General features: G+C 61.8%; 23 protein-coding genes. 13 read left to right on the top strand and 10 right to left on the bottom strand.

Annotation, left to right across the window (positions count from 1 at the left end; all coding sequences use genetic code 11):
* Positions 1-108: 108 nt before the first annotated feature.
* Entirely contained in the window at positions 109-855 is a 747-nt protein-coding gene (locus tag HJB91_RS08465) for a L,D-transpeptidase (RefSeq protein ID WP_210629053.1), read from the bottom strand.
* Positions 856-1101: 246 nt separating this feature from the next.
* Between HJB91_RS08465 and HJB91_RS08460 the strand changes: the two genes are divergently transcribed.
* Together HJB91_RS08460 and HJB91_RS08455 are read left to right on the top strand one after the other, a co-directional pair.
* Positions 1102-1731 (top strand): DNA-3-methyladenine glycosylase I, encoded by a 630-nt coding sequence (locus HJB91_RS08460; protein WP_210629052.1) that lies wholly within the window; start codon positions 1102-1104, stop codon positions 1729-1731.
* Positions 1728-2228: a hypothetical protein gene (locus tag HJB91_RS08455; protein ID WP_210629051.1), complete on the top strand. Its 501-nt coding sequence runs from the start codon at positions 1728-1730 to the stop codon at positions 2226-2228. Before HJB91_RS08460 ends, HJB91_RS08455 begins: the two co-directional genes overlap by 4 nt.
* Before the next feature lie 30 nt (positions 2229-2258).
* Here HJB91_RS08455 and HJB91_RS08450 read toward each other — a convergent pair whose 3' ends face one another.
* Entirely contained in the window at positions 2259-2963 is a 705-nt protein-coding gene (locus tag HJB91_RS08450) for an HAD family hydrolase (RefSeq protein WP_210629050.1), read from the bottom strand.
* Positions 2964-3218: 255 nt separating this feature from the next.
* Between HJB91_RS08450 and HJB91_RS08445 the strand changes: the two genes are divergently transcribed.
* Positions 3219-4268, top strand: a complete 1050-nt coding sequence (locus HJB91_RS08445; RefSeq protein ID WP_210629049.1) for an aldo/keto reductase — start codon at positions 3219-3221, stop codon at positions 4266-4268.
* A 64-nt stretch (positions 4269-4332) separates the two neighbouring features.
* On the opposite strand, the gene HJB91_RS08440 is transcribed toward HJB91_RS08445, so the two are convergent.
* The 3 genes from HJB91_RS08440 to HJB91_RS08430 all read right to left on the bottom strand — a co-directional run bounded on the left by HJB91_RS08440 (position 4333) and on the right by HJB91_RS08430 (position 5956).
* A complete protein-coding gene (locus HJB91_RS08440) occupies positions 4333-4692 on the bottom strand; it encodes a DUF305 domain-containing protein (RefSeq protein WP_210629048.1) in 360 nt (119 codons plus the stop codon).
* Positions 4693-4767: 75 nt separating this feature from the next.
* Positions 4768-5130, bottom strand: a complete 363-nt coding sequence (locus HJB91_RS08435; protein ID WP_221146708.1) for a hypothetical protein — start codon at positions 5128-5130, stop codon at positions 4768-4770.
* A 61-nt stretch (positions 5131-5191) separates the two neighbouring features.
* Positions 5192-5956 carry a hypothetical protein gene (locus HJB91_RS08430; RefSeq protein WP_221154379.1) on the bottom strand — a complete coding sequence of 255 codons (765 nt, stop codon included), beginning with the start codon at positions 5954-5956 and terminating at the stop codon, positions 5192-5194.
* A 129-nt stretch (positions 5957-6085) separates the two neighbouring features.
* Here HJB91_RS08430 and hisS point away from each other — a divergent pair, with 129 nt between their 5' ends.
* The 3 genes from hisS to hisG are packed head-to-tail and all read left to right on the top strand — an operon-like array spanning position 6086 to position 9474.
* Positions 6086-7609, top strand: a complete 1524-nt coding sequence (hisS, locus tag HJB91_RS08425) for a histidine--tRNA ligase (RefSeq protein ID WP_221154377.1) — start codon at positions 6086-6088, stop codon at positions 7607-7609.
* A 51-nt stretch (positions 7610-7660) separates the two neighbouring features.
* A complete protein-coding gene (locus tag HJB91_RS08420) occupies positions 7661-8782 on the top strand; it encodes an ATP phosphoribosyltransferase regulatory subunit (RefSeq protein WP_221154374.1) in 1122 nt (373 codons plus the stop codon).
* Positions 8779-9474, top strand: a complete 696-nt coding sequence (gene hisG / locus HJB91_RS08415; RefSeq protein WP_210629043.1) for an ATP phosphoribosyltransferase — start codon at positions 8779-8781, stop codon at positions 9472-9474. Before HJB91_RS08420 ends, hisG begins: the two co-directional genes overlap by 4 nt.
* Positions 9475-9552: 78 nt before the next feature.
* Here the strand turns inward: hisG and HJB91_RS08410 are convergent, their stop codons facing one another.
* Positions 9553-9996, bottom strand: a complete 444-nt coding sequence (locus tag HJB91_RS08410) for a DoxX family protein (RefSeq protein WP_210629042.1) — start codon at positions 9994-9996, stop codon at positions 9553-9555.
* Positions 9997-10199: 203 nt separating this feature from the next.
* Here HJB91_RS08410 and HJB91_RS08405 point away from each other — a divergent pair, with 203 nt between their 5' ends.
* The 3 genes from HJB91_RS08405 (at position 10200) to HJB91_RS08395 (ending at position 12962) form a co-directional block, all read left to right on the top strand.
* A complete protein-coding gene (locus tag HJB91_RS08405) occupies positions 10200-10910 on the top strand; it encodes a glutathione binding-like protein (protein ID WP_210629041.1) in 711 nt (236 codons plus the stop codon).
* 403 nt (positions 10911-11313) lie between these two features.
* On the top strand, positions 11314-12057 hold the full coding sequence (locus HJB91_RS08400; RefSeq protein ID WP_221154372.1) for an SDR family NAD(P)-dependent oxidoreductase: 744 nt from the start codon (positions 11314-11316) through the stop codon (positions 12055-12057).
* Positions 12054-12962, top strand: coding sequence for a sigma-70 family RNA polymerase sigma factor (locus HJB91_RS08395; protein ID WP_221146703.1), 909 nt, complete (start codon positions 12054-12056; stop codon positions 12960-12962). The genes HJB91_RS08400 and HJB91_RS08395 overlap by 4 nt, the downstream gene beginning before the upstream one ends.
* Before the next feature lie 191 nt (positions 12963-13153).
* Here the strand turns inward: HJB91_RS08395 and HJB91_RS08390 are convergent, their stop codons facing one another.
* The 3 genes from HJB91_RS08390 to groES form a co-directional block, all read right to left on the bottom strand.
* Positions 13154-13600, bottom strand: a complete 447-nt coding sequence (locus HJB91_RS08390; RefSeq protein ID WP_210629039.1) for a hypothetical protein — start codon at positions 13598-13600, stop codon at positions 13154-13156.
* Between the two features lie 681 nt (positions 13601-14281).
* Complete coding sequence (groL, locus tag HJB91_RS08385; protein WP_088396568.1) at positions 14282-15919, bottom strand: chaperonin GroEL; 1638 nt, start codon at positions 15917-15919, stop codon at positions 14282-14284.
* 72 nt (positions 15920-15991) lie between these two features.
* The gene (gene groES, locus HJB91_RS08380; RefSeq protein WP_004675403.1) at positions 15992-16288 is read right to left on the bottom strand and encodes a co-chaperone GroES; all 297 of its coding nucleotides are present in this window, start codon (positions 16286-16288) and stop codon (positions 15992-15994) included.
* A 350-nt stretch (positions 16289-16638) separates the two neighbouring features.
* On the opposite strand from groES, the gene HJB91_RS08375 reads away from it, so the two are divergent.
* The 4 genes from HJB91_RS08375 to HJB91_RS08360 all read left to right on the top strand — a co-directional run bounded on the left by HJB91_RS08375 (position 16639) and on the right by HJB91_RS08360 (position 22437).
* Positions 16639-17487, top strand: coding sequence for a TIGR01459 family HAD-type hydrolase (locus HJB91_RS08375; RefSeq protein WP_210629038.1), 849 nt, complete (start codon positions 16639-16641; stop codon positions 17485-17487).
* Positions 17488-17501: 14 nt separating this feature from the next.
* On the top strand, positions 17502-18485 hold the full coding sequence (locus tag HJB91_RS08370) for a bifunctional riboflavin kinase/FAD synthetase (protein ID WP_210631691.1): 984 nt from the start codon (positions 17502-17504) through the stop codon (positions 18483-18485).
* 283 nt (positions 18486-18768) lie between these two features.
* Positions 18769-21693 (top strand): isoleucine--tRNA ligase, encoded by a 2925-nt coding sequence (gene ileS, locus HJB91_RS08365; RefSeq protein WP_221154370.1) that lies wholly within the window; start codon positions 18769-18771, stop codon positions 21691-21693.
* Positions 21694-21807: 114 nt separating this feature from the next.
* A complete protein-coding gene (locus tag HJB91_RS08360; RefSeq protein WP_210629036.1) occupies positions 21808-22437 on the top strand; it encodes a hypothetical protein in 630 nt (209 codons plus the stop codon).
* A gap of 260 nt (positions 22438-22697) precedes the next feature.
* On the opposite strand, the gene HJB91_RS08355 is transcribed toward HJB91_RS08360, so the two are convergent.
* Positions 22698-23135: a nucleoside deaminase gene (locus HJB91_RS08355; RefSeq protein WP_210631690.1), complete on the bottom strand. Its 438-nt coding sequence runs from the start codon at positions 23133-23135 to the stop codon at positions 22698-22700.
* Between the last annotated feature and the right edge of the window lie 66 nt (positions 23136-23201).

Raw genomic sequence — 23201 nt, 5'->3', positions numbered from 1 at the left:
TCCGTATTTCTCCGAAACACGAAAATGCTCCATCTCTTTGTTTTTACTGAATTCTCAACGCAAAACCACTGCACACTCTTGCTGGTGCTCCAGCTTTTGCGTGCGCCGTTACATGACGATGACGCGGGTTCCGACGTTGACGCGGTCGTAGAGATCGACGACGTCCTCGTTGCGCAGGCGGATGCAGCCGGAAGAAACGGCGCTGCCGATCGACCAGGGCGCATTGGTGCCATGGATGCGGTAGAGCGTCGAGCCGAGATACATGGCGCGCGCGCCGAGCGGATTTTCCAGGCCGCCGTCCATGCGCGCCGGCAGATAGTGGCCCTTGGCGGCCTCGCGGCTGATCATTTCGGAAGGCGGCGTCCAATCCGGCCATTCCGTCTTGCGGGTGATCTTGTGGACGCCGGCCCATTCGAAGCCCGGCTTGCCGACACCCACGCCGTAGCGCCGTGCCTTGCCGCCATTCATGACGAGATAGAGAAAGCGGTTGTTGGTATCGATGACGATGGTTCCAGGCTTTTCCGTGGTGTCGTAATCGACCATCTGCGGCAGATATTGCGGCTCGATTGGGTGGCGGATTGCCGGTATGCCGGGATTGATCGCCGAAACCGTCTGAGGGGCCGGCTGCTGCGCCTGGCGGGTGACGCGGCGCTGGAAGAGGCCGCGCTGCTGCGGCTGGACGACCGGGCGCTGATAGACGACCGGCCGGACCTTGCCGCCGAGCTGATTGATCCAAGGTGCGGTCAGATCGGGGCTGAGGATAATAGGCGGGCGGGTGGCGTAGCGGTCGTCTGCAATGGCGGCCGTGGAGAAGATGCCGCAGAAGACTGAGGCAAGAAAAAGGTGTTTCATCATCGGACGAACTCTCTACAAATGACCGAAAATGGACTGGCGGGATGGGTCCGCCTGGCGGAGATGTTCCGCTCGCAAAGACGCTGCCACTCCATCCGCCAGCGAATGGTAAAGATCGATCCATGAAAGACCGACCGGCCGAATAAACTTTTCGTCAGGGTTACCGATCGGTTTGGAAAGACGGTTTGCAAATGGTAAAGCCGGAATCATGACCGGAGAACGACGCGGATCCCGGAGAATGAAGCGGACATGAGCACGACTGGCATCATCATCGGCGAGGACGGCAGGAGCCGCTGCCACTGGCACGCCAACCTGCCGGACTATCTCAAGTATCACGACGAGGAATGGGGCCGCCCCGTCACGGACGATATTCGCCTGTTCGAGAAGATCTGCCTTGAAGGTTTCCAATCCGGTCTTTCCTGGCTGACCATCCTGCGCAAGCGGGAGAATTTCCGCGCCGCCTTCGCCGGCTTCGATTTCGAGAAGGTTGCCCTCTTCGGTGAGAAGGATGTGGCCCGCTGCCTGGCTGATGCCGGCATTATCCGTCATCGCGGCAAGATCGTTTCCACGATCAACAACGCCGGGCGCGCCATCGAGCTTCGGGACGAATTCGGCTCGCTCGCCCGTTATTTCTGGCGCTACGAACCCGGCCACAATGAGCGGCCTGTTGTGGTCGACCGTGAGCACATCGTCGCCAATCCGACGACGCCGACATCGGTGGTCATTTCGAAGGATCTGAAGAAACGCGGCTGGACCTTTGTCGGCCCGACCACAGTTTATGCCTTCATGCAGGCGATGGGCCTCGTCAACGATCATCTGGAGGGCTGCTTCTGTCGGCCCGAGGTGGAGGCGATGCGCGCCGTCCTGGTTCGACCATGAAAGATCTGTCCGTGAAAATATCGATCGCCGCCCTTGCCCTGTTGTTCTTGCCGGCCTTTGCCGCGGCGCAGACGCCGCAGCTCGATCCCGGTGAGAAACTGGAGAAGCTGCAGTTTCCGGCCGTCACCATGCAGCTCAAGGGATGGACGAAATTCGGCAGCGGCCACGTCTACACGCTGCCGGTGCGCGCCGGTCAGCACGTGAAGATCGATTTTTCCACCAAGAGCAAGTTCGCCTTCCTGGCGATCTTCGACCTGTCGAAACCCGACGACGAAGCTTTCTTCGGCACCGATGAGGACGGCATGAGCTTTCAGACGACGGTGAAGGAAAACACCACCTGGCTGCTGCGTCCCTACTACTCCAAGGTCTCGCCGCGCCGCGGCCTCGGGGCCCCCTTCAGCATCCTCATCGAGCCGCTGACCGCCGCCCCGCAGCATCCGCCGGCTGAGCCGGACTCGCCCTCGCTGTTTCCGAAGGCGCCTCCCAAGGCGAAATGAGGCTGGCTTAATGCGTGTCGCCTGGGCCCGCTATGCGAGCCCATCGATCAGCTCGCGCAATTCGCCGAGATGGCCAATCTTTCGGAAGCGCGGCGCTTCTCTCGGCTCGTCCACATGTTCCAGCACCCAGGTGAGTTCGTGCGGCACGAAAACGCCGTAACTGCCGGCTGCGATCGCCGGCACGATATCCGATTTCAGCGAATTGCCGACCATCATTGCCCGCTCCGGCCCGTCTCCGACCTTGGCGAAGATGCGGCGATAGGTGACGGCCGTCTTGTCGGATACGATCTCGACGGCATCGAAGAAGTCGCCGAGCCCGGATTGGGCAAGCTTGCGCTCCTGGTCGAAGAGATCGCCCTTGGTGATTACGACAAGCAGATATTTGCCGGCAAGCGCCTCCAACGTGTCGCGCGCATGCGGCATGATCTCGACCGGATGGCTGAGAAGGTCGCGGCCGGTATCGAGGATCTTGGCGATGACGCTCGCCGGCACTTTGCCCTCGGTGATCTCGATCGCCGTCTCGATCATCGACAGCGTGAAGCCCTTGATGCCGAAGCCGTAATGGCGAAGATTGCGTTTCTCGGCTTCCAGCAGCCGCTCGGAAATCTTCGGGCCTTCAGCGAAATCGGCAAGAAGCTCAGTAAAATAGGCCTCGGTCAGTCGGTAATGTTGTTCGTTCTGCCAAAGCGTGTCGTCGGCATCGAAGCCGATCGTCGTCAGTGCTCGCGTCGTCACATGCGCACCTCTTCAATTATGGCCGTCAATCTATCGGCCGCCTGTGTCGAGACAAGGGCTATGTCGAGACAAGGGCGTCAGCCTCCGATGCGACAGGGCTTGGCGTTGAAAAGCGTCGCCGTCGCACTACATCGAATGGGCCTCACCCAGCAGCCAGCCACGGCTGTGCCTGTCGCGCGCAGGCCAATAATCAAAAGATGAAGTTCTTCCGTTCGCAAGTCCCTCTTGCGGCAGACACAAAGGATTTTTTCGACCATGCGTTACAATCAACTCGGAAATACCGGACTTTTCGTCTCGGAAATCTGCCTGGGCACGATGACCTTCGGCGACGCCAAAGAAGGCAGCATGTGGGGCGCCATCGCCGATGTCGACCAGAATGCCGCCGACCGGATCGTCGAGCGCTCGCTGGCAGCAGGCGTCAATTTCATCGACACGGCCGATGTCTATTCATCCGGCGAATCCGAAAGGCTGCTCGGCCAGGCGCTGAAGAACCTGGATGTGCCGCGCAAGGACGTCGTCATCGCCACCAAGGTCTATGGCATCATGGGCGACAAGCCGAACGACCGCGGCGCCTCGCGCGGCCATATCATGGATTCGGTCGAGGCGAGCCTCAAGCGCCTGCAGACCGATCATATCGACCTCTATCAGATCCACGCGACCGATACGGTGACGCCGATCGAGGAAACGCTGCGCGCCTTCGACGATCTCGTTTCGCGCGGCCTCGTTCGTTATATCGGTGTTTCCAACTGGCAGGCCTGGCGTATTTCCAAGGCGCTCGGTGTCTCCGAACGCCGCGGCTTTGCCCGTTTCGAGACGGTGCAGGCCTATTATTCCATCGCTGGCCGCGATCTCGAACGGGACATCGTGCCGATGATGCAGGAGGAAAAGCTCGGCCTGATGGTTTGGTCGCCGCTCGCCGGCGGCCTGCTCTCCGGCAAATATGGTCCGGGCGCGCCTGGCAATGGCGAAGGCCGCCGCGCCAGTTTCGATTTCCCGCCGGTCGACAGGGACAGGGCTTGGGCCTGCGTCGCCGTCATGCGCGAGATCGCCGAGAAGCATGGTGTCGGCGTCGCGACCGTCGCGCTCGCCTATATCCTCGCCAAGCCTTTCGTCACCTCGGTCATCATCGGCGCCAAGCGTGTCGATCAGCTCGACCAGAACCTTGCCGCCGTCCGGCTGAAACTCGACGAAGGTGATATGCAGAGGCTCGACGAGGTGAGCGCACTTGCCCCAGAATATCCGGGCTGGATGCTGTCGCGACAAGGCGCCGGTCGCCGCCCGGCCGACTTCGAGCCGAAGGACTGACCTCACCACTCTAAGGTCCGGGGAACGCCTGTCCTATCGGGCGTTCCCCTTCAGCAACGGCTGACTACTTGCCGTGGGCCTTCAACCAGGCGTTCATTTCCGCGATCTCGGCCTCCTGCGCCTTGATCACCGCTTCGGCGAGCTTGCGGATTTCGGGATCCTTGCCGTATTGGAGCTCGACCTTGGCCATGTCGATCGCGCCCTGATGGTGCGGAATCATGCCGTGGACGAAATCGACGTCGGCGTCGCCGCTATACTTGATCATCATATTCTTGTGCATTTTGTCGTTCGCCTCGCTGAAGGCGTGGCTGGCCGCGTCGTGGTTGCCCATTGGCTCGCTCATATCCATGGGCTTGTCTTCGGCGAAAGCGGGTGCGGCAAAAGCGGCAAGCATGGCGGTAAGGGCGATGATTTTCAAAGACATGAGAGTTCCTTCCTCTGTCTGACAATAGAGTTCCCGGGCAGCCGAAGCCGCCCATCTGCATGGAAAATGCGGGTATCAGACCAGTCGGGGAGGCGGTGCCTGTGGAGCAGGCCTGTTGTCATCAAGGGCGCGGGCAAGCGGCGGCGCCGGATAGCCGAAATTGGATTTTCCGCCCGCCACGGTCATCACTGCCGCCGGCAGCATAAGACAGGCGGCGCAAAGCGGCATATGCGCGAAGTTTCCGCTGGCGCAAGGGTCTTTCAAGGAACCGGCCTTGCCTGCTTCTTTCGGCATCGGCATGCCAGCCATTTCATGGTGCATGCTGCCGCCGGCGGCCGGCGCATTCATCGACGCGCATGTCGGACAGCCAGCCCATGCGGACATGGCGCCGTAGACCAGCCAGCCGAGAAACATTGTGATGAGGGCGATCATGCGCATGGTGTTTCATATAGGTGAATGCCTGCTGCACGCCAAGTGCTGCCCGACGGCCCCATCCGGATCACCAGCCGGCAATGACCTTGTGTTCGATCCGGTAATCCCTGCTCTCCTCGCCGAGCGGAGCGACCGGCCATGTCCAGACCGCTTTCGCCGGCGGCGGGGTGACGCCGTGCAGCAGGTCGGTCTCCTCATGTGTTTTGCCGTTGCGGTCGATGACGGCATAGGCGATGTCGGTCACAAGGCAATGCCGGCAGGAAAGTTCGGAAAGCCCGCTGAGATGCGCGGTGATCAGCCTCTCCACCGTGTCTTCAGGCATTCGACCGGCCGCCTCGGCCTCATGGCGTCGCTTCACGCCGCGGCCGATCTGGGACAAGAGATTGGCGGAAACCACGAAATCGAGATAGGGCACGCCACGCAGGAAGGCGAGCGGTTCGGGCTCCTGACCGGCGGCGAAATCGTCGTAGCCGGAGAGATCGCGCTCGATCAGCCGGACGTTGCGATAGCCCTTGGCCGCAAGCCACAGCCGCACCGAGGCGAGATGAATGAGATCGACGAGCACGACGGTGTCGAAATCGCGTGCCAGCTCATCGATCGGCACATCCCGCAACAGACCGGAGCCGAGCACGACGGCGGTCCGCCTCTGCCTGAGGCCGGCCGCTGCTGCACGGATTGCGTTGCGGCTCTTCTCTTCGTGGTCGGCCCAATCCCCGGCGCAACGTCCGGCCCGCGACCAGAGATTGACGGAATTGCGGATGAACTTCCGATGGCGCTTGCCGGTCAGTGGCAATGTCGCGGCATAGAGGAGCGCCTCGGTGATCATGATCATATCCGCATTCTGAACAATGCCTCATCGTTCAATCGATTCTGGCAGCGCCATCAAGGCCCTCCGCCCTTGCCGCTCCCCGCCCAATCCGCTAGGACACCGCCACTGTCACAGTCAGCGGAATTCCCGGAAATGAACGACAAGCAGAAGAAACCGCAAAAGCTCAAGGCCCGCCTGCCGCGCGGCTTCGTCGACCGGACGGCCGACGATATCCGCGCCGTCAACGAGATGACGGCAAAGATCCGGGAAGTCTATGAGCATTATGGTTTCGATCCTGTCGAAACGCCGCTGTTCGAATATACCGATGCGCTCGGCAAGTTCCTGCCCGATAGCGACCGGCCGAACGAGGGCGTCTTCTCGCTGCAGGACGACGACGAGCAATGGATGTCGCTGCGTTACGACCTGACGGCGCCGCTTGCCCGCCATGTCGCCGAGAATTTCAACGAGATCCAGCTGCCCTACCGCACCTATCGCGCCGGCTACGTCTTCCGCAACGAGAAGCCGGGCCCCGGCCGTTTCCGCCAGTTCATGCAGTTCGACGCCGATACCGTCGGCGCGCCGGGCGTCCAGGCCGATGCCGAAATGTGCATGATGATGGCCGATACGCTCGAGGCGCTCGGCATCAAGCGCGGTGACTATGTCATCCGCGTCAACAACCGCAAGGTTCTGGATGGGGTCTTGGAGGCGATCGGCCTCGGCGGCGGCGACAAGGCCGGCCAGCGCCTCAACGTGCTGCGCGCCATCGACAAGCTCGACAAGTTCGGCCCGGAAGGCGTCTCGCTACTCCTCGGTCCCGGCCGCAAGGATGAATCCGGCGATTTCACCAAGGGCGCCGGGCTCAACCAGGAACAGATCGACAAGGTTCTGTTCTTCGTCGGCATCAAGGATTACGCCGAAAGCGCCGCACGCCTCGCCGGACTCGTCGCCGGAACGTCGAAGGGCGGCGAAGGCGTCGAGGAGCTGAATTTCATCGGTGCGCTCGTCACGAGCGCCGGCTACGGCTCCGATCGAATCAAGATCGACCCTTCCGTCGTGCGCGGCCTCGAATATTATACCGGCCCGGTCTATGAGGCCGAGCTTCTCTTCGACGTCACCAACGAGAAGGGCGACAAGGTCGTTTTCGGCTCGGTCGGCGGCGGTGGTCGTTATGACGGCCTCGTCTCCCGCTTCATGGGCCAGCCGGTGCCGGCAACCGGCTTTTCGATCGGCGTCTCCAGGCTGATGACGGCGCTGAAGAACCTCGGCAAGCTTGGCGCCAGCGAAGTGATCGAGCCGGTGCTGGTCACCGTCATGGACGGCGATGTCGAGGCGATGGGCCGCTACCAGAAGATGACGCAGCAATTGCGCGCCGCCGGTATTCGCGCCGAGATGTTCCAGGGCAACTGGAAGAAATTCGGCAACCAGCTGAAATATGCCGACCGCCGCGGCTGCCCCATCGCCATCATCCAGGGCGGCGACGAGCGCGCTGAAGGCGTCGTGCAGATCAAGGATCTGATCGAGGGCAAGCGCCTTTCCGGCGAGATCGAGGACAATGCCAGCTGGCGCGAAGCCCGCGTGGCGCAGGAGACGGTTATGGAAGCCGATCTCGTCGCCAAGGTGAGGGAAATCCTTGCCGCGCAGGCGGAGGATCGGAAGAGGGCTGGCGGTGATGTCTGAGACATATACGTGCCTTCCGGCACGCCCTTCGCCTGTTGTTCGGAGCGCAGCATGCCCCTGATCAACCTCCCGGAATTCTCCAACGACCTGCTTGCCGAATTCGCTTCGCGAAATTCCGATCGCATCGATACGCCGGTCATACAGCCGGCCGAGCCGTTCCTGGATATCGCCGGCGAGGATCTTCGCCGCCGTATCTTCATGACGGAAAGCGAAACCGGCGCCAGCCTCTGCCTGCGTCCCGAATTCACCATCCCCGTCTGTCTGCGCCACATCGAGACGGCAACCGGCACGCCGAAGCGTTACGCCTACCTCGGCGAAGTCTTCCGCCAGCGCCGCGAAGGCGCCAATGAATTCTACCAGGCCGGCATCGAGGATCTCGGCGACATCAACATACCTGGCGCCGATGCCCGCGCCATTGGTGACGCCACAGGCATTCTCGCCCGCCTGCTGCCGGGCCGGCGCTTAGCCGTGACGTTGGGCGATCAGGCGGTGTTCGAAGCGGTCGTTCAGGCGCTCGGCCTGCCGCTCGGCTGGCAGAAGCGCCTGATCCACGCTTTCGGCAATATGACGCAGCTGGAAGCCTTGCTGGCAAGCCTCGTCAGCCCGCAATTCGTCACCGGCCTTGACGACGATATCGCCAGGCTTGTTGTGTCAGGTGACGAGCAGGCGCTGGTCGCCCATATCGAGCACGAGATGCAGGCGACCGGTTATTCCTCAAATGCCAGCCGCTCGCCGCTGGAGATCGCCCGGCGGCTCAAGGAAAAGCTCATCCTGTCCGAGACGCGTCTCGACGATGCGGCCTTCCATGTGCTGCAAGAGTTCCTGTCTCTGCACGTGCCGCTCGTCAATGCGTCCGCAGCACTTGCCGGCTTTGCCGACGCTGCCGGCCTGAAGCTCGGCAATGCGCTGTCGCGCTTCAACGGCCGCGTCGCCGCCCTTGCCGATGCCGGCGTCGACCTGTCCTGCCTGGATTACCGCGCCGCTTTCGGGCGTCCGCTCGATTATTACACCGGCCTCGTCTTCGAGGTGACGGTGGAAGGCTCGAGCGCGGTCCTGGCCGGCGGCGGCCGCTTCGACCGGCTGTTGACCTTCCTCGGCGCGACGGACCGCATTCCGGCCGTCGGCTTCTCCTTCTGGCTCGACCGCATCGAAACCGAAAGGGCAGCCGCATGACGATCACCATCGCGCTTCCCTCCAAGGGCCGGATGAAGGACGACGCTTCGGCGATCTTCGAGCGGGCCGGCCTGCCGATCTCGGCGGTTGGCAACGACCGCTCCTATCGCGGCCGCGTCGAAGGCTGGGACGATATCGAGATCACCTTCCTGTCGGCGTCGGAAATCTCCCGCGAGCTCGGCAACGGCACCGTCGATTTCGGCGTCACCGGCGAGGATCTGATGCGGGAAGGCTTTGCCGAGGCCGACAAGCGCGTCGAATTCTGCGCCCGGCTCGGCTTCGGCCATGCCGATGTCGTCGTCGCGGTGCCCGAGATTTGGCTCGATGTCGACAGCATGGCCGATCTCGGCGATGTCGCCGCCGATTTCCGCGCCCGCCACGGTCGACGCCTTGCCATCGCCACCAAGTATTGGCGCCTGACCCAGCAGTTCTTTTCGAGCCAGCACGGCATTCAGCTTTATCGCATCGTCGAAAGCCTGGGCGCGACCGAAGGCGCTCCCGCCTCCGGCTCGGCCGATATCATCGTCGATATCACTTCCACCGGCTCGACGCTGCGCGCCAATCATCTGAAGGTGCTCCAGGACGGCATCATCCTGCATTCAGAGGCTTGCCTCGTGCGCGCCCGCAAGGAGAGCCATGCGGGCGAGCCGGCGGTGCAGGCGATCATCGAGGCGGTGCGCGCCGCCCTCTGATCCCGGTCATCAAGGCATAAAATGACCCGCCGTCGGATGACGGCGGGTTTTGCATTTTTGGGAGGATATCAACTGCTATCAGGCGGCTGCGTAGGCACCGCGGCGGGCGTCGAGCGAGTAGGCGCCTGCGCCATTGGTTGCGAGCATGATATAGGCGCCGGCGAGCGTGATGTTCTTCAGGAAGTTGACGAAGTTCAGGCCGTTAATCCAGCCGTTGGCGGCGGCCGGGAAATCGGGAACGTTGACTGGCGCAAGATGGAAGACCACGCCGGTGAAGACGCAGAAGACGGCAAGCAGCCAGCCGACGATGCGGACCTGGAAACCGACGAGCACGGCAATGCCGGTTGCGAGTTCGAAGAGACCGGCGAGATAGGTGAGCGCGGTGGAGGCCGGAAGGCCGGCGCCGGCGATCATGCCGGCAGTGGAAGCCGGATCGGTGACCTTGCCGAAGCCGGCAAAGATGAACATGAAGGAAAGAAGGATCCGGGCGATCAGGATGATGACATTGTTGGCGTTCGACATGGACATTGTCTCCGTTTGAATGGCTCTGGAGATCTTGGTGCCCCGGCACCTGTTGGACCTCTGATGCGTTCTATGTCGCCTTTTTCTGCCGTTATGGAAAGATAAACGGAAGCAGACGCTTCGTTCAATAATATGGAACGATGCCGTCGCTTGCCTTTCTGGAGCATCGTCTTCTATGGTCGCCGCCAAACATGGAGTCCCCTATGGCAGATCTTTCCGCATTTCCGATCACCACGCGCTGGCCGGCGAAAAATCCCGATATCATCCAGCTCTATTCCCTGCAGACGCCGAACGGGGTGAAGGTATCGGTCGCCCTCGAAGAACTTGGGCTCCCCTATGAGCCGCATTATATTTCCTTTGCCGCAAACGAGCAGAAGTCGCCGGAATTCGAATCCCTGAACCCGAACGGCCGCATTCCGGCGATCATCGATCCGGACGGGCCTGGGGGAAAGCCGATCGGCCTGTTCGAATCCGGCGCCATCCTGCTCTACCTCGCCGAAAAGACCGGCAAGCTCATCCCCGCCGATGCCGCCGGCCGCTATGAATGCATCCAGTGGGTGTTTTTCCAGATGGCCGGAATAGGTCCGATGCTCGGCCAGTTCGGCCATTTCCACAAATTCGCCGCCGACAAGGTCGCCAATAATTCCTATCCGGTGGAGCGTTACCGCGATGAATCCAAACGCCTGCTCGGCGTGCTCGAAGGCCGGTTGCAGGGCCGTCAGTGGATCATGGGCGATCAATATACGATCGCCGACATCACCACCTTCACCTGGGTCCGCGGCGCCGACATCTTCTATGGCGGCCGTGAGATTCTCGACTATGCGAAATTCCCCGCAGTCTCCGATTGGCTGGAGCGCTGCATCGCCCGCCCGGCAAGCGCCAGAGGCCTCAACATTCCGGTCAAACCGGAGTAACGGACGATCCGCCGGAAAATGCAAAAGGCCGCCCTGAGGCCCAGCCACTAAGGGGGTATTACTCAAGCTGGAGATTTCGGACACTCAACGCGGCTTCGATTGCCTCTCTCTCCCGGGGAGTGAACGTCAGCTTTTGCAAGAACCCGCATCGCCCGAACTTCGCGATCGCCGCAGATGTGGAGGTTCGGCGCGGTAGTCCGACTGGAAACCGGCAAACCCCGTATCAAGGACGCGATCCGCTTCGGCTGACGACCGCAATCCCGGCGGCATTCGGTCGGAGTCAGGCTTTTTTGACGCCGGCTTCCACAAATCGCAGATGGCGATGACTCTTTTCACCTCCTTGAAGCGTCGTTGTTGCGACCGTCGTCGAGCGGTCGAAACCGACCCGACTAAGGACTGAGAAATGGATCTGGAAGGAAAGCGAATCGTGGTCGTCGGCGGGAGCCGCGGCTTGGGGAGTGGGCTCGCCGAGGCATTCGTTGCTCGCGCGGCCGAAGTCACCGTGGTCGCCCGAGACGCGACGGCTGAGCAGCGGCCGGCTAAGCAACCGGCCGTCACCGCCATATCCGCCGATGCGACCGATGCCGACGCGGCGTGGCGGATCATGGAGCAGACGCGACCTGATATTGTCATCATGAATGCCGGTGCGAAACCGTCCATGGAACGGATCGACCGCATTGGCTGGGAGGCATTCACGACCAACTGGAATGTGGACGTCAAGGCCGCGCTGCATTGGGTACAGGCTGCCCTGACTTTGCCAATGGCGCCGGGCGGGCTCGTCGTCCTGGTCTCCAGCGGAGCCGCCGTGCAGGGGTCGCCGCTATCGGGAGGTTATGCCGGCGCCAAGCGCGCGCAGTGGTTCATTGCAAAATATGCCGAAGACTTGTCGGCCGAACTCGGCCTGGGCTTGCGGTTCCGGGTCATCGTTCCCCGGCAGATGTTCGTTGGAACTGGTGTGGGCGATACCGGAATTGGGGCCTATGCTGCGAAGGCGGGTCGGACATTTGCCGAGCAGGCCGCCACCTGGCCGGACATGACGCCGCGGACTTTCGGTGATACGGTCGCCGAACTGATCGGCGATTCCGGCCTCGCCGAGGCCATGGTCTATGCCGTGCGTGGTGATACAGGTGTGACGGTCATCGAATGACGAAAGACCCAGCTCTCGGGGCCGAAGAGAGGAAAACTCTGCTCGAAGACCTGGCCAGGGAAGCGGACGCGCTTCGCCCCCAACTGCATCGTTATGCTGCTCGTCTGGTGGGTTCGGTGATCGACGGCGAGGACGTGATTCAGGACGCGTTTGTCAGGGTATTTGCGACGGCCGGCTCGATCCCACCGGGCACGCGGCTGCGACCGTGGCTGTTTCGCATCGTCCACAATCGAGCCATAGATGCCCTGCGCCAGCGCAGTACGCGCCGGTCGGAGCCGCTTGAGATGGCCTTTGATCTGGCCGATATCAGCGCCGTCGGCCCGGAGGACGCGCTGATCCGGCGGGACACGGTGAGTATCGCCCTGGGTCATTTTGCAGAATTGCCGGTGCCGCAACGCAGCGCGGTGATCCTCAAGGATGTGCTGGGAGAGTCGCTTGCGGATATCGCAGCGCTGCTGGAACTGAGTGTCGATGCCGTCAAGGCCCATCTGTCGCGCGGTAGGACGCGATTGCGCGCGATCTCCGACGTGCGGTCTGAGGTCGCGCCGTCGCCAAGTCCCGAGGCCCAGAACTTTGCAGCGCTCTTCAACGCCCAAGATTGGGACGCGCTGCGTCGCTTGCTGGCCGATGACGTTCGGCTTCGCCAGGCGCGACGGCCGGAAATCTCGGGTGCCGCCGACGTCGGTCGGTTCTTCACCTACTATGCCCAATATCCGCCGGTCAGGCTCGAACCGGCCTGGCTGGAAGGCCGGGAAATATTGCTGGTATCGGCCGAACCGTCGGGCGGTCCTTCCTATTTCATGCTGCTCGAATGGCGCGGGCAAAAGATAAGCCTGATCCGCGACCATCGCTACGCGACCTATGTCATGGATGGTGCTGATGTCATGCCGGCCGCATCGCGGTGACCGATACTGGTCGAGACGAGCTTTCTCGCGGCCCGCTATGCGCCGAATACCAAATCAGAAGCCAATGCCCGAAAGCCTGCCACGTGAAGTTAGGTTCACGCGATAGGCTTAGGGAACCGCAAATTTAGCGATTCCACGTTTTACGTTAGTGGCTGAGCCCGGAGGCGGCCTTTATCTCGCGTCGCCGGTCTTCACTGCCAGCTTGTGATCTGGGTTGCGTCTTGCAGCTTGAAGCGCGGAAAGATGAAGACGCCGGCCATGCGGCCGCTGTATTTCTCCTCGAGCCCGCTCGACTCCCCCATGCAGAACAGCGGCTGACGGAAACCGTTCCGCGTGATGATCGTCGTCGAAAAACAGAAAGAGGAGCAGTGCGTCGCCGCCTGCTCGAACAGCTCCAGCACGTGGCTGCGATCCTTGGTATCGTAGCAGCGGATCAGGTTCAGCAGGCCGCATTCATCGGCGGAGATGCCGTGCAGCATCGCGCTCCATTTGCCGAGACGGATCAGGCCGGTCGAAAAATCTCCGGTCCAGCTTTCGGAAACTGACAGCTGAGCAAGCATCTGGTGATTTTGATGATTGTCGTTCAGGGAGCCGGTCATCAAGGGCACGGCTGCATTGGCTTTGGCGATCTTAAACAAGGCGTTCCCCAGTTCGGATGCGGCTCCGACGCCGCACGCTCGGCAAACACAAAGAAACAGGATCATGGGACAGGGGCATAATGCCCGCGCCTACACCGGCGATCGTTGCGGCCGTTCGAGTCTCCGGACCGGAGCCTCTCGAGTACGCAACTATGGCATCGCCTTCTCGCGCTCGTCTGATGGCGAAAATCATCGCCGGGCGCGCATCAATTGCAGCGCGGATTTATAGGAGCTTTTGCACAAACGGCAACGGCTTTTTAAGGGCTGTTCGGATCGGCATCAGTTGCGGGAAATGTCGGCATCCCCGCGTCTTCGGCCAGAAGTGATCAGTTTCAGCGCTTTTCGACCCGTTTCGCTGCGCTTGCGGGAGAAAGCCTGCCCCCCGTAAGCAATCTCCCGCGCATAGGAAATGAGCGGCGACATAAGCCTGACGAAAGCTTCGCGAGCGCGGACGCACTGCGCAGCATAAAATAGCGCGCAACGGGTCGAATCATTTTTGGCGAAAAGAAAAGGGCGACCCGAGGGCCGCCCTTCCTGTTCCGGATGTGCCGGAATGGATTTCAGTGACGGCTTTCGCCTATCACATCATGTCCATACCGCCAGTTCAGCGCGCTTTACGCGCTGAACCATTTTGAATGATGGGCGGTTTCATGGACGATGTTGTGACAGGCCGGAGGCCTATCACATCATGTCCATACCGCCCATGCCGCCCATGCCGCCCGGCATAGCCGGAGCGTCCTTCTTCGGCAGCTCGGCGATCATGGCTTCGGTGGTGATCAGCAGCGATGCGACGGAAGCGGCATCCTGCAGGGCGGTGCGAACGACCTTGACAGGGTCGATGATGCCCATGCCGATCATGTCGCCATATTCGCCGGTCTGGGCGTTGTAGCCGTAGTTGTCCTGATCCTTGTCGAGGATCTTGCCAACGACGATCGAAGCTTCGTCACCAGCGTTCTCAGCGATCTGGCGGGCCGGAGCCTGCAGAGCGCGACGAACTATGTTGATGCCGGCTTCCTGGTCGTCGTTGACGCCCTTGGCGGAGATCTTGACGGAAGAACGGAGCAGGGCAACGCCGCCGCCCGGTACGATGCCTTCCTGAACGGCAGCGCGCGTCGCGTTGAGGGCGTCGTCGATGCGGTCCTTCTTCTCCTTGACTTCGACTTCGGTCGAGCCCCCGACGCGGATGACGGCAACGCCACCAGCGAGCTTGGCAAGGCGTTCCTGCAGCTTCTCGCGGTCGTAGTCGGAGGTGGTTTCTTCGATCTGCGCCTTGATCTGGGCAACACGGCCTTCGATGTCGGACTTGGCGCCCGAACCGTCGACGATCGTGGTGTTTTCCTTGGAGATCGAAACCTTCTTGGCACGGCCGAGCATGTCGAGCGTGACGCTTTCGAGCTTGATGCCGAGGTCCTCGGAGATGACGGTGCCGCCGGTCAGGATGGCGATGTCTTCGAGCATGGCCTTGCGGCGGTCGCCGAAGCCAGGCGCCTTGACGGCAGCAATCTTCAGGCCGCCGCGCAGCTTGTTGACGACGAGCGTTGCAAGGGCTTCGCCTTCGACGTCTTCAGCGATGATGAGGAGCGGCTTGCCGGTCTGGACGACGGCTTCGAGAACCGGGAGCATCGACTGCAGGTTCGAGAGCTTCTTCTCGTGGAGGAGAATGAAGACGTCTTCGAGGTCGGCGACCATCTTTTCCGGGTTGGTGACGAAGTAGGGGCTGAGATAGCCGCGGTCGAACTGCATGCCTTCGACGACTTCGAGTTCGGTTTCGGCGGTCTTGGCTTCTTCAACCGTGATGACGCCTTCGTTGCCGACCTTCTGCATGGCTTCGGCAATGTCGAGACCGACCTGACGTTCGCCGTTTGCGGAGATCGTGCCGACTTGGGCGACTTCCTCCGAAGTGTTGATCTTCTTGGCCTTGGCCTGGAGATCCTTGACGACTTCAGCAACGGCGAGATCGATGCCGCGCTTCAGGTCCATCGGGTTCATGCCGGCGGCAACGGCCTTGGCGCCTTCGCGAACGATCGCCTGGGCAAGAACGGTTGCAGTCGTGGTGCCGTCGCCGGCGATGTCGTTGGTCTTCGAAGCGACTTCGCGGACCATCTGGGCGCCCATGTTTTCGAACTTGTCTTCGAGTTCGATTTCCTTGGCGACGGAAACGCCGTCCTTGGTGATGCGCGGAGCGCCGAACGACTTGTCGATGATGACGTTACGACCCTTCGGGCCGAGCGTGACCTTCACTGCATCGGCGAGAATGTCGACGCCGCGCAGCATCTTTTCGCGCGCGGTGCGGCCAAACTTGATTTCTTTAGCTGCCATGTTTGTGACTCCTGAATTCGATTTGTTCGGGCGAAACGCCCGTCAGCCATTTCGGGAAAGCGGATCGGCCGATCAGCCGATGATGCCCATGATGTCGGCTTCCTTCATGATCAGAAGGTCTTCGCCGTTGATCTTGACTTCAGTGCCGGACCACTTGCCGAACAGAACGCGGTCGCCAGCCTTGACGTCGAGAGCCACGACCTTGCCGGACTCGTCACGTGCGCCGGAGCCGACGGCGACGATTTCGCCTTCCTGCGGCTTTTCCTTGGCGGTGTCGGGAATGATGATGCCGCCCTTGGTCTTCTCTTCGGACTCGACGCGACGAACGACGACGCGGTCGTGAAGCGGACGGAAATTGGTGCTTGCCATTGTCTAATCCCTCGATCGAATGACATTCGCGGACCGGAGCGGTCCACATGGATAAGTGTTAGCACTCCTCTAAGGTGAGTGCTAGCGCTCGAGCATTTAGGGATGGCTCCGAGAGGAGTCAATGAGAGCAATCACGAATTTTTGTGCCGGAATTGTGAAGAGGCGGTGAATTATCGGAGATTGTCGTTGAAATGTTCTCTAACCGTTGCGTTCGGCAACGTCGCCCGACCTTGCCATTCGCTCTGGCCGGGATTGCCGGCGCTCTTGTCTGCCAAGGTGAAGAAAATGCCTTGCCATCGCCTTGCGCCTTTGCAATGTCACCGGTGACTGAAGCAAATCGGGAAATCGGCATGGCCAGGCGGATAGAAAACTTCTCGCAGATATCGGCGCATTACGACGTGGTGCTCTGCGACGTCTGGGGGGTGGTTCACAACGGCGTCGATCCGTTTCCGAAGGCCGCCGCCGCCCTTCAAGCCGCGCGTGAGAGCGGCGTCGCCGTCGTCCTCATCACCAATTCGCCGCGCCTTTCCTGGCAGGTGGTTGAGCAGTTGCGCCATATCGGAGTCCCCGACAGCGCCTATGACCGGATCGTCACCTCGGGCGACGTCACTCGCGGGCTGATTTCAGAAGGGCCGAAGACGGTCTTTCTGCTCGGCCCCGAGCGCGACAAGGCGCTTCTCGAAGGCATTGGCGTCGAACGTCGGCCGGCGGGCGAAGCGCAATCGCTCGTCTGCACCGGCTTTTTCGACGACGAGACGGAGAAGCCCGAGGATTACACCGACATGCTTCTGGATTTTCAGGCACGCGACGTGCCGATGATCTGCGCCAATCCCGACCTCGTCGTCGAACGTGGCCATCGCATCATCCCCTGCGCCGGCGCCATGGCCGCCTATTACGAGCAATTAGGCGGCAAAACCCGCATTGCCGGCAAGCCGCACCAGCCGATCTACGAAGCGACGCTTGCGGCCGCCCGCGAGCTTCGCGGCGATTTTTCCATTGACCGCGTGCTGGCGATCGGAGACGGCATGCCGACGGATGTGCGCGGCGCCTTGAATTTCGGTCTCGATCTTCTCTACATCAGCGGCGGTATTCACGCGAAGGAATACACCTTGAACGGCGAGACCGACGAAGCGATCCTCAACGCCTATCTCGATCGGGAGAAGGCGGCGCCGAAGTGGTGGATGCCGCGTCTTGCATGAAGAGAAGCCAGCCGATGACCGTCTTCCACCGCAATGAAACCCGCGAACCCTTGCCCGCCCATCTCAAGGGCGGGGTGATCGCCATCGGCAATTTCGACGGCGTGCATCGCGGCCATCAGTCGGTGCTGAACCGTGCGCTCGAAATCGCCAAGGCGCGCGGCATTCCTGCCCTGGTGCTGACCTTCGAGCCGCATCCGCGCACGGTGTTCCGGCCGCAGACACCGGTCTTCCGTCTGACGCCCGCGCCGCTCAAGGCCCGCATCCTGGAAACCCTTGGTTTCAATGCGGTCATCGAATATCCCTTCGACTATGAATTTTCGCAGCGCTCGGCCGACGATTTCATCCATTCGATCCTGAAGGATTGGCTCGGCGCCTCCGAGGTCGTCACCGGCTTCGATTTCCATTTCGGTCGCGGTCGCGAAGGTGGTCCTGCCTTTCTGATGAATGCCGGCCAGACCTATGGTTTCGGCGTCACTCTGATCGATGCCTTCCGCGACGAGAACGCCGACGTCGTCTCTTCGAGCCACATCCGGGCGCTCCTGAAGGACGGCAATGTCAGCGAAGCGGCCGGCATGCTGGGCTACCGCTACACTGTCGAAGCCGAGGTGATCGACGGCGAAAAGCTCGGCCGCCAGCTCGGTTTTCCCACCGCCAACATGCGCCTGCCGCCCGAGGCCGAACTCGCCGCCGGCATCTACGCCGTCCGCTTCCGCCGCCAGGACGGAATGCTCCACGATGCCGTCGCCAGCTATGGCCGCCGACCGACCGTCACGGAAAACGGCGCGCCGCTGCTCGAAACCTATCTCTTCGATTTCAGCGGCGATCTCTACGGCCAGCGCTGCGCCGTCTCCTTCTTCGGCTATATCAGGCCCGAGCTGAAATTCGACGGCCTCGATGCGCTCGTCGCCCAGATCAAACGCGACGAGGAGGAGGCGAGGGCGCTGTTGGCGGGCGTCGTGCCGCTCGGCGAACTTGATCGGAAACTGTGTTTCGCCTGAGTTCGTCACGGCTCGGGATATTCCGCATGGTGGAATCGGCCCTGACCTGGGTTGCCAGGCCTGCGATTTCTTCTCTTCCTTTTCCCGGCAAAAACGCCTATGAACCGGCGCTATGACGAAATTTCGGCTGGCGACCACGATACGAATTATCGGCCCGGCCTTCCGCGCGCGCTAAGCGGCCGGGAGGTCCGGGTTTTTGGCGCTTGCGAGCAGGCGCTTCCGCCGCCACCTATTTTCACGTCCGTTGCGCCCCTCCCTGGGCCGCCAAAAACGATTGTCGAACATGACCGAAACCGCCGAAAAGATCGATTACTCGAAGACCCTCTATTTGCCCGAAACCGATTTCCCGATGCGCGCCGGTCTGCCGCAGAAGGAGCCGGAGCTCGTTGCCCGCTGGCAGCAGATGGATCTCTACAAGAAACTGCGCGCCTCCGCCGCCGGCCGCGAGAAATTCGTCCTGCACGACGGCCCGCCCTACGCCAATGGCAACATCCATATCGGCCATGCGCTGAACAAGATCCTCAAGGACGTCATCAACCGTTCGTTCCAGATGCGCGGCTATGACGCCAACTACGTGCCCGGCTGGGATTGCCACGGCCTGCCGATCGAATGGAAGATCGAGGAGGAGAACTATCGCGCCAAGGGCAAGGCCAAGCCCGACCTGAGCGAGCCGGCGGCGATGATCGGGTTCCGCCGCGAGTGTCGCGCCTATGCCGAGAAGTGGATCAAGGTCCAGGGCGACGAGTTCCAGCGCCTCGGCATCGTCGGCGACTTCGAAAACCCGTATCTGACGATGAACTTCCATGCGGAAAGCCGTATCGCCGGTGAACTGCTGAAGATCGCCGCAAGCGGCCAGCTCTACCGCGGCTCCAAGCCGATCATGTGGTCGGTCGTCGAGCGCACCGCGCTTGCCGAAGCCGAGGTCGAATACCACGATTATGAAAGCGACACGATCTGGGTGAAGTTCCCGGTCGCGAAGGGCTCGGAGAGCCTCAAGGATGCCTTCGTCGTCATCTGGACGACCACGCCCTGGACGATCCCCGGCAACCGCGCGATCGCCTATTCCTCACGTGTCGCCTACGGTCTTTACGAAGTCACGGCCGCCGAGAACGATTTCGGCCCGCGCCCGGGTGAAAGGTTGATCTTCGCCGACAAGCTGGCTGAAGAATCTTTTGCCAAGGCAAAGCTGCAGTACAAGCGTCTCGCCGACGTCACGGCTGCCGATCTCGCCGGCATCACCTGCGCGCATCCGCTTAGAGGCCTCGACGGCGGTTACGAGTTCGAAGTCCCGCTGCTCGAGGGCGATCATGTCACTGACGATGCCGGTACCGGTTTCGTGCACACGGCGCCGAGCCACGGCCGCGAAGACTTTGACGTCTGGATGGCGCATGCCCGTGAGATCGAGGCGCGCGGCATCGAGACCAAGATCCCGTTTCCGGTCGACGACGGCGGCTTCTACACGGCCGATGCCCCCGGTCTGGAAGGCGCACGCGTGATCGACGACAACGGCAAGAAGGGCGATGCCAATGATCGCGTCATCAAGGCGCTGATCGATCGGAACGCGCTCTTTGCCCGCGGCCGTCTGAAGCACCAATATCCGCATTCCTGGCGCTCCAAAAAACCGGTGATCTTCCGCAACACGCCGCAGTGGTTCGTCTATATGGACAAGACGCTGTCGGATGGGACGACGCTGCGCAATCGGGCGCTGAGCGCGATCGATGACACCCGCTTCGTGCCGGCCGCTGGCCAAAACCGTCTGCGCGCGATGATCGAGCAGCGCCCGGACTGGGTGCTTTCCCGTCAAAGAGCGTGGGGCGTGCCGATCTGCGTCTTCGTGAATGAGCAGGGCGAAGTCCTGAAGGACGAGGCCGTCAACCAGCGCATCCTCAATGCCTTCGACGCAGAGGGCGCAGACGCCTGGTTCGCCGAAGGCGCCAAGGAGCGCTTCCTCGGCAACGAGCATGATCCGGCCAAGTGGACGCAGGTCATGGATATCCTCGACGTCTGGTTCGACTCCGGCTCGACGCACACCTTCACACTGGAAGACCGCCCCGACCTGAAATGGCCGGCCGACCTTTATCTCGAAGGGTCTGATCAGCATCGCGGCTGGTTCCATTCCTCGCTCCTGGAATCGGCCGCCACCCGCGGCCGCGCGCCCTATAACGCCGTCCTCACCCATGGTTTCACCATGGACGAGAAGGGCGAGAAGATGTCGAAGTCGAAGGGCAACGTCACCGCCCCGCAGGAAGTGATGAAGGATGCCGGCGCCGATATCCTGCGTCTCTGGGTGATGACCTCGGACTATGCCGATGATCTCCGCGTCGGCAAGACGATCATCCAGACCAATGTCGACGCCTATCGCAAACTGCGCAACACCATCCGCTGGATGCTCGGCACGCTCGCCCACGACAAGGGCGAGGTCATTGCGCTTGCCGATCTGCCGGAGCTGGAGCAACTGATGCTGCACCGTCTCTCCGAGCTCGACCAACTCGTGCGCGAGAACTATGATGCCTTCGACTTCAAGAAGATCGCCCGCGCATTGATCGACTTTGCCAATGTCGAGCTCTCGGCCTTCTACTTCGACGTTCGCAAGGATGCGCTCTATTGCGATGCGCCCTCCAGCCTTCGCCGCCGCTCGGCGCTTTATGTCATCCGCATGATTTTCGATTGCGTGGTGACCTGGCTTGCGCCGATGCTGCCCTTCACCATGGAAGAGGCATGGCTCTCGCGCAATCCCTCGGCCATCTCGGTGCATCTGGAGCAGTTCGCTCCGGTCGCAAAGGAATGGCGCAACGATGCGTTGGCCGAGAAGTGGAGAAAGATCCGCGCAATCCGCAGCGTCGTGACCGGCGCGCTCGAAATCGAGCGCAAGGACAAGCGCATCGGTTCCTCGCTCGAGGCGGCTCCGGTCGTGCATGTCGCCGACGCGGCGCTTTGCAAGGCGCTCGAGGGCCAGGACTTCAGCGAAGTCTGCATCACCTCTGGCATCACGATCAAGACGGATGCTGGCCCGGCTGACGCTTTCCGTCTTGCCGAGGTGCCTGATGTTGCCGTCGTGCCGAGGCTTGCCGAAGGCGTCAAATGCGCGCGTTCCTGGCGCATCACCACCGATGTCGGTTCCGATCCGGAGTATCCCGACGTCTCAGCGCGCGACGCCGCCGCATTGCGCGAACTCGGCATCCGCGCCCTGAAGATATTTGCCGGGTGAATTGCCTTCGAGGCGTTCATCCGGTAAAAGCTGCCTGAAAATGGCCGGATTTTTGCGTCAGGGGGACGGTTGTCCGGTAGGGCGACGATTGCACCGGTGGCTGGAAGGGTTTTCATGTTCGCAACGCATTGGTTCCGTGTAGGCGCCTGCCTGTCTGTTGTCATGGTGGGATGCTCCCTGGTGTCCGGCTGCGCCAGCAGCCCGACCTACGGCACCGACAAGACGGCCATGGAGCAGCTGACCGACGATCTCGGCCAGTCCGTGTCGCTGACCGGGCCCGACCCGAAGAACAAGGGCGTCAAATATACGCCGCGTCCGACGCTGGTGCTGCCGGCTGAGGGGCAGCGCGAGACCCTTATCGCGCCGCAGCCGACGGTGGCCAACAAGGACAATCCGCAATGGCTTGAATCGCCGGAGGAGACCCGCGCCCGCCTCGTTTCCGAGGCTGACGCCAATTCGGACAACCCGAATTACCGCTCGCCGCTGGCGAGCTCCGCCATCGAAGGCGGCCGGCGCACGACCGAAGCCCAGACCCAGGCCTATCGCGAGGCCCGCGCCCTGCAGAAGGGCTCATACCTCGATCAGCGCCGCTATATTTCCGATCCGCCGCCCGGTTACCGCACCGTCGACGACCCGGCAAAGCTCGACGACGTCGGCGAGCCCGAGCTCAAGAAGCAGAAGAAGCGCAAGAAGGATGCGGCAATCGCCAATTCCGGCAAGCAGTGGTGGAACTTCCTGCAGTAGGGGTTTTCCGAGCGCTTAGCGCCGCCGCAGGAGATCGGTGATGGCAGCCCCTCATCCGGCTGCCGCCACCGACCGGCGTCGAGCCACGGGCCTCGCCCGTCTTTCGGACCCCGCTCGCGGGGCGAACGGACATGCCACACCGTCTCCGTTCCTCACCAGCGTCTCGCAGGGCACGTCCCCTCGCCCCGCGAGCGGGGAAAGGGTTAGGGTGAGGGGCAGCTATCAGCGCAAAAGCCGAAGATGGCGGCGGGCACTGAGCACTACGGCGCCTCTCTCCGTTCCACAAAGAATCGCCGCAAGATCTCGGCCGACTGCACCTCGTTGATGCCGGAATAGACCTCGGGAGCGTGATGGCAGGTCGGTTGTGCATAGAATCGCACGCCATTGTCGACGGCGCCGCCCTTCGGATCCTCGGCGCCGTAATAGAGCCGGCGGATGCGCGCAAACGAGATGGCTGCCGCGCACATGGTGCAAGGCTCGAGCGTCACATAGAGATCGGCGCCGACAAGGCGCTCCTGCCCAAGCGTCTCGCAGGCGAGCCGGATTGCGGCGATTTCGGCATGCGCGGTGACGTCTTTGAGTTCGCGCGTGCGGTTTCCCGAGCGTGAAACGGCGATATCGTCGACAACGACGACCGCGCCGATCGGCACCTCGCCGCGTACTCCTGCGGCGCGCGCTTCTTCAAGCGCCATCTCCATGAAACGATTTGTCTTCACGATCGCAAGAATTTCCACTTAACCGCAGATGCGTGACCTGATAGACAG

It is taken from the genome of Rhizobium sp. NLR10b (assembly GCF_019685435.1).
Taxonomy (GTDB): Bacteria; Pseudomonadota; Alphaproteobacteria; order Rhizobiales; family Rhizobiaceae; genus Rhizobium.
This window is presented reverse-complemented; position numbering and strand designations above follow the sequence as displayed.

What these genes read in the sequence shown, in the direction of transcription:
- ileS (WP_221154370.1), top strand. Translation starts at nt 18,769, where the DNA reads ATGACCGAAACCGCCGAAAAGATCGATTACTCGAAGACCCTCTATTTG.
- HJB91_RS08355 (WP_210631690.1), bottom strand. Translation starts at nt 23,135, where the DNA reads ATGGAGATGGCGCTTGAAGAAGCGCGCGCCGCAGGAGTACGCGGCGAG.
- HJB91_RS08455 (WP_210629051.1), top strand. Translation starts at nt 1,728, where the DNA reads ATGAAAGATCTGTCCGTGAAAATATCGATCGCCGCCCTTGCCCTGTTG.
- HJB91_RS08395 (WP_221146703.1), top strand. Translation starts at nt 12,054, where the DNA reads ATGACGAAAGACCCAGCTCTCGGGGCCGAAGAGAGGAAAACTCTGCTC.
- HJB91_RS08445 (WP_210629049.1), top strand. Translation starts at nt 3,219, where the DNA reads ATGCGTTACAATCAACTCGGAAATACCGGACTTTTCGTCTCGGAAATC.
- HJB91_RS08400 (WP_221154372.1), top strand. Translation starts at nt 11,314, where the DNA reads ATGGATCTGGAAGGAAAGCGAATCGTGGTCGTCGGCGGGAGCCGCGGC.
- HJB91_RS08440 (WP_210629048.1), bottom strand. Translation starts at nt 4,692, where the DNA reads ATGTCTTTGAAAATCATCGCCCTTACCGCCATGCTTGCCGCTTTTGCC.
- HJB91_RS08405 (WP_210629041.1), top strand. Translation starts at nt 10,200, where the DNA reads ATGGCAGATCTTTCCGCATTTCCGATCACCACGCGCTGGCCGGCGAAA.
- HJB91_RS08375 (WP_210629038.1), top strand. Translation starts at nt 16,639, where the DNA reads ATGGCCAGGCGGATAGAAAACTTCTCGCAGATATCGGCGCATTACGAC.
- HJB91_RS08435 (WP_221146708.1), bottom strand. Translation starts at nt 5,130, where the DNA reads ATGCGCATGATCGCCCTCATCACAATGTTTCTCGGCTGGCTGGTCTAC.
- HJB91_RS08460 (WP_210629052.1), top strand. Translation starts at nt 1,102, where the DNA reads ATGAGCACGACTGGCATCATCATCGGCGAGGACGGCAGGAGCCGCTGC.
- HJB91_RS08420 (WP_221154374.1), top strand. Translation starts at nt 7,661, where the DNA reads ATGCCCCTGATCAACCTCCCGGAATTCTCCAACGACCTGCTTGCCGAA.
- hisS (WP_221154377.1), top strand. Translation starts at nt 6,086, where the DNA reads ATGAACGACAAGCAGAAGAAACCGCAAAAGCTCAAGGCCCGCCTGCCG.
- groES (WP_004675403.1), bottom strand. Translation starts at nt 16,288, where the DNA reads ATGGCAAGCACCAATTTCCGTCCGCTTCACGACCGCGTCGTCGTTCGT.
- groL (WP_088396568.1), bottom strand. Translation starts at nt 15,919, where the DNA reads ATGGCAGCTAAAGAAATCAAGTTTGGCCGCACCGCGCGCGAAAAGATG.
- hisG (WP_210629043.1), top strand. Translation starts at nt 8,779, where the DNA reads ATGACGATCACCATCGCGCTTCCCTCCAAGGGCCGGATGAAGGACGAC.
- HJB91_RS08410 (WP_210629042.1), bottom strand. Translation starts at nt 9,996, where the DNA reads ATGTCGAACGCCAACAATGTCATCATCCTGATCGCCCGGATCCTTCTT.
- HJB91_RS08370 (WP_210631691.1), top strand. Translation starts at nt 17,502, where the DNA reads ATGACCGTCTTCCACCGCAATGAAACCCGCGAACCCTTGCCCGCCCAT.
- HJB91_RS08360 (WP_210629036.1), top strand. Translation starts at nt 21,808, where the DNA reads ATGTTCGCAACGCATTGGTTCCGTGTAGGCGCCTGCCTGTCTGTTGTC.
- HJB91_RS08430 (WP_221154379.1), bottom strand. Translation starts at nt 5,956, where the DNA reads ATGATCATGATCACCGAGGCGCTCCTCTATGCCGCGACATTGCCACTG.
- HJB91_RS08465 (WP_210629053.1), bottom strand. Translation starts at nt 855, where the DNA reads ATGATGAAACACCTTTTTCTTGCCTCAGTCTTCTGCGGCATCTTCTCC.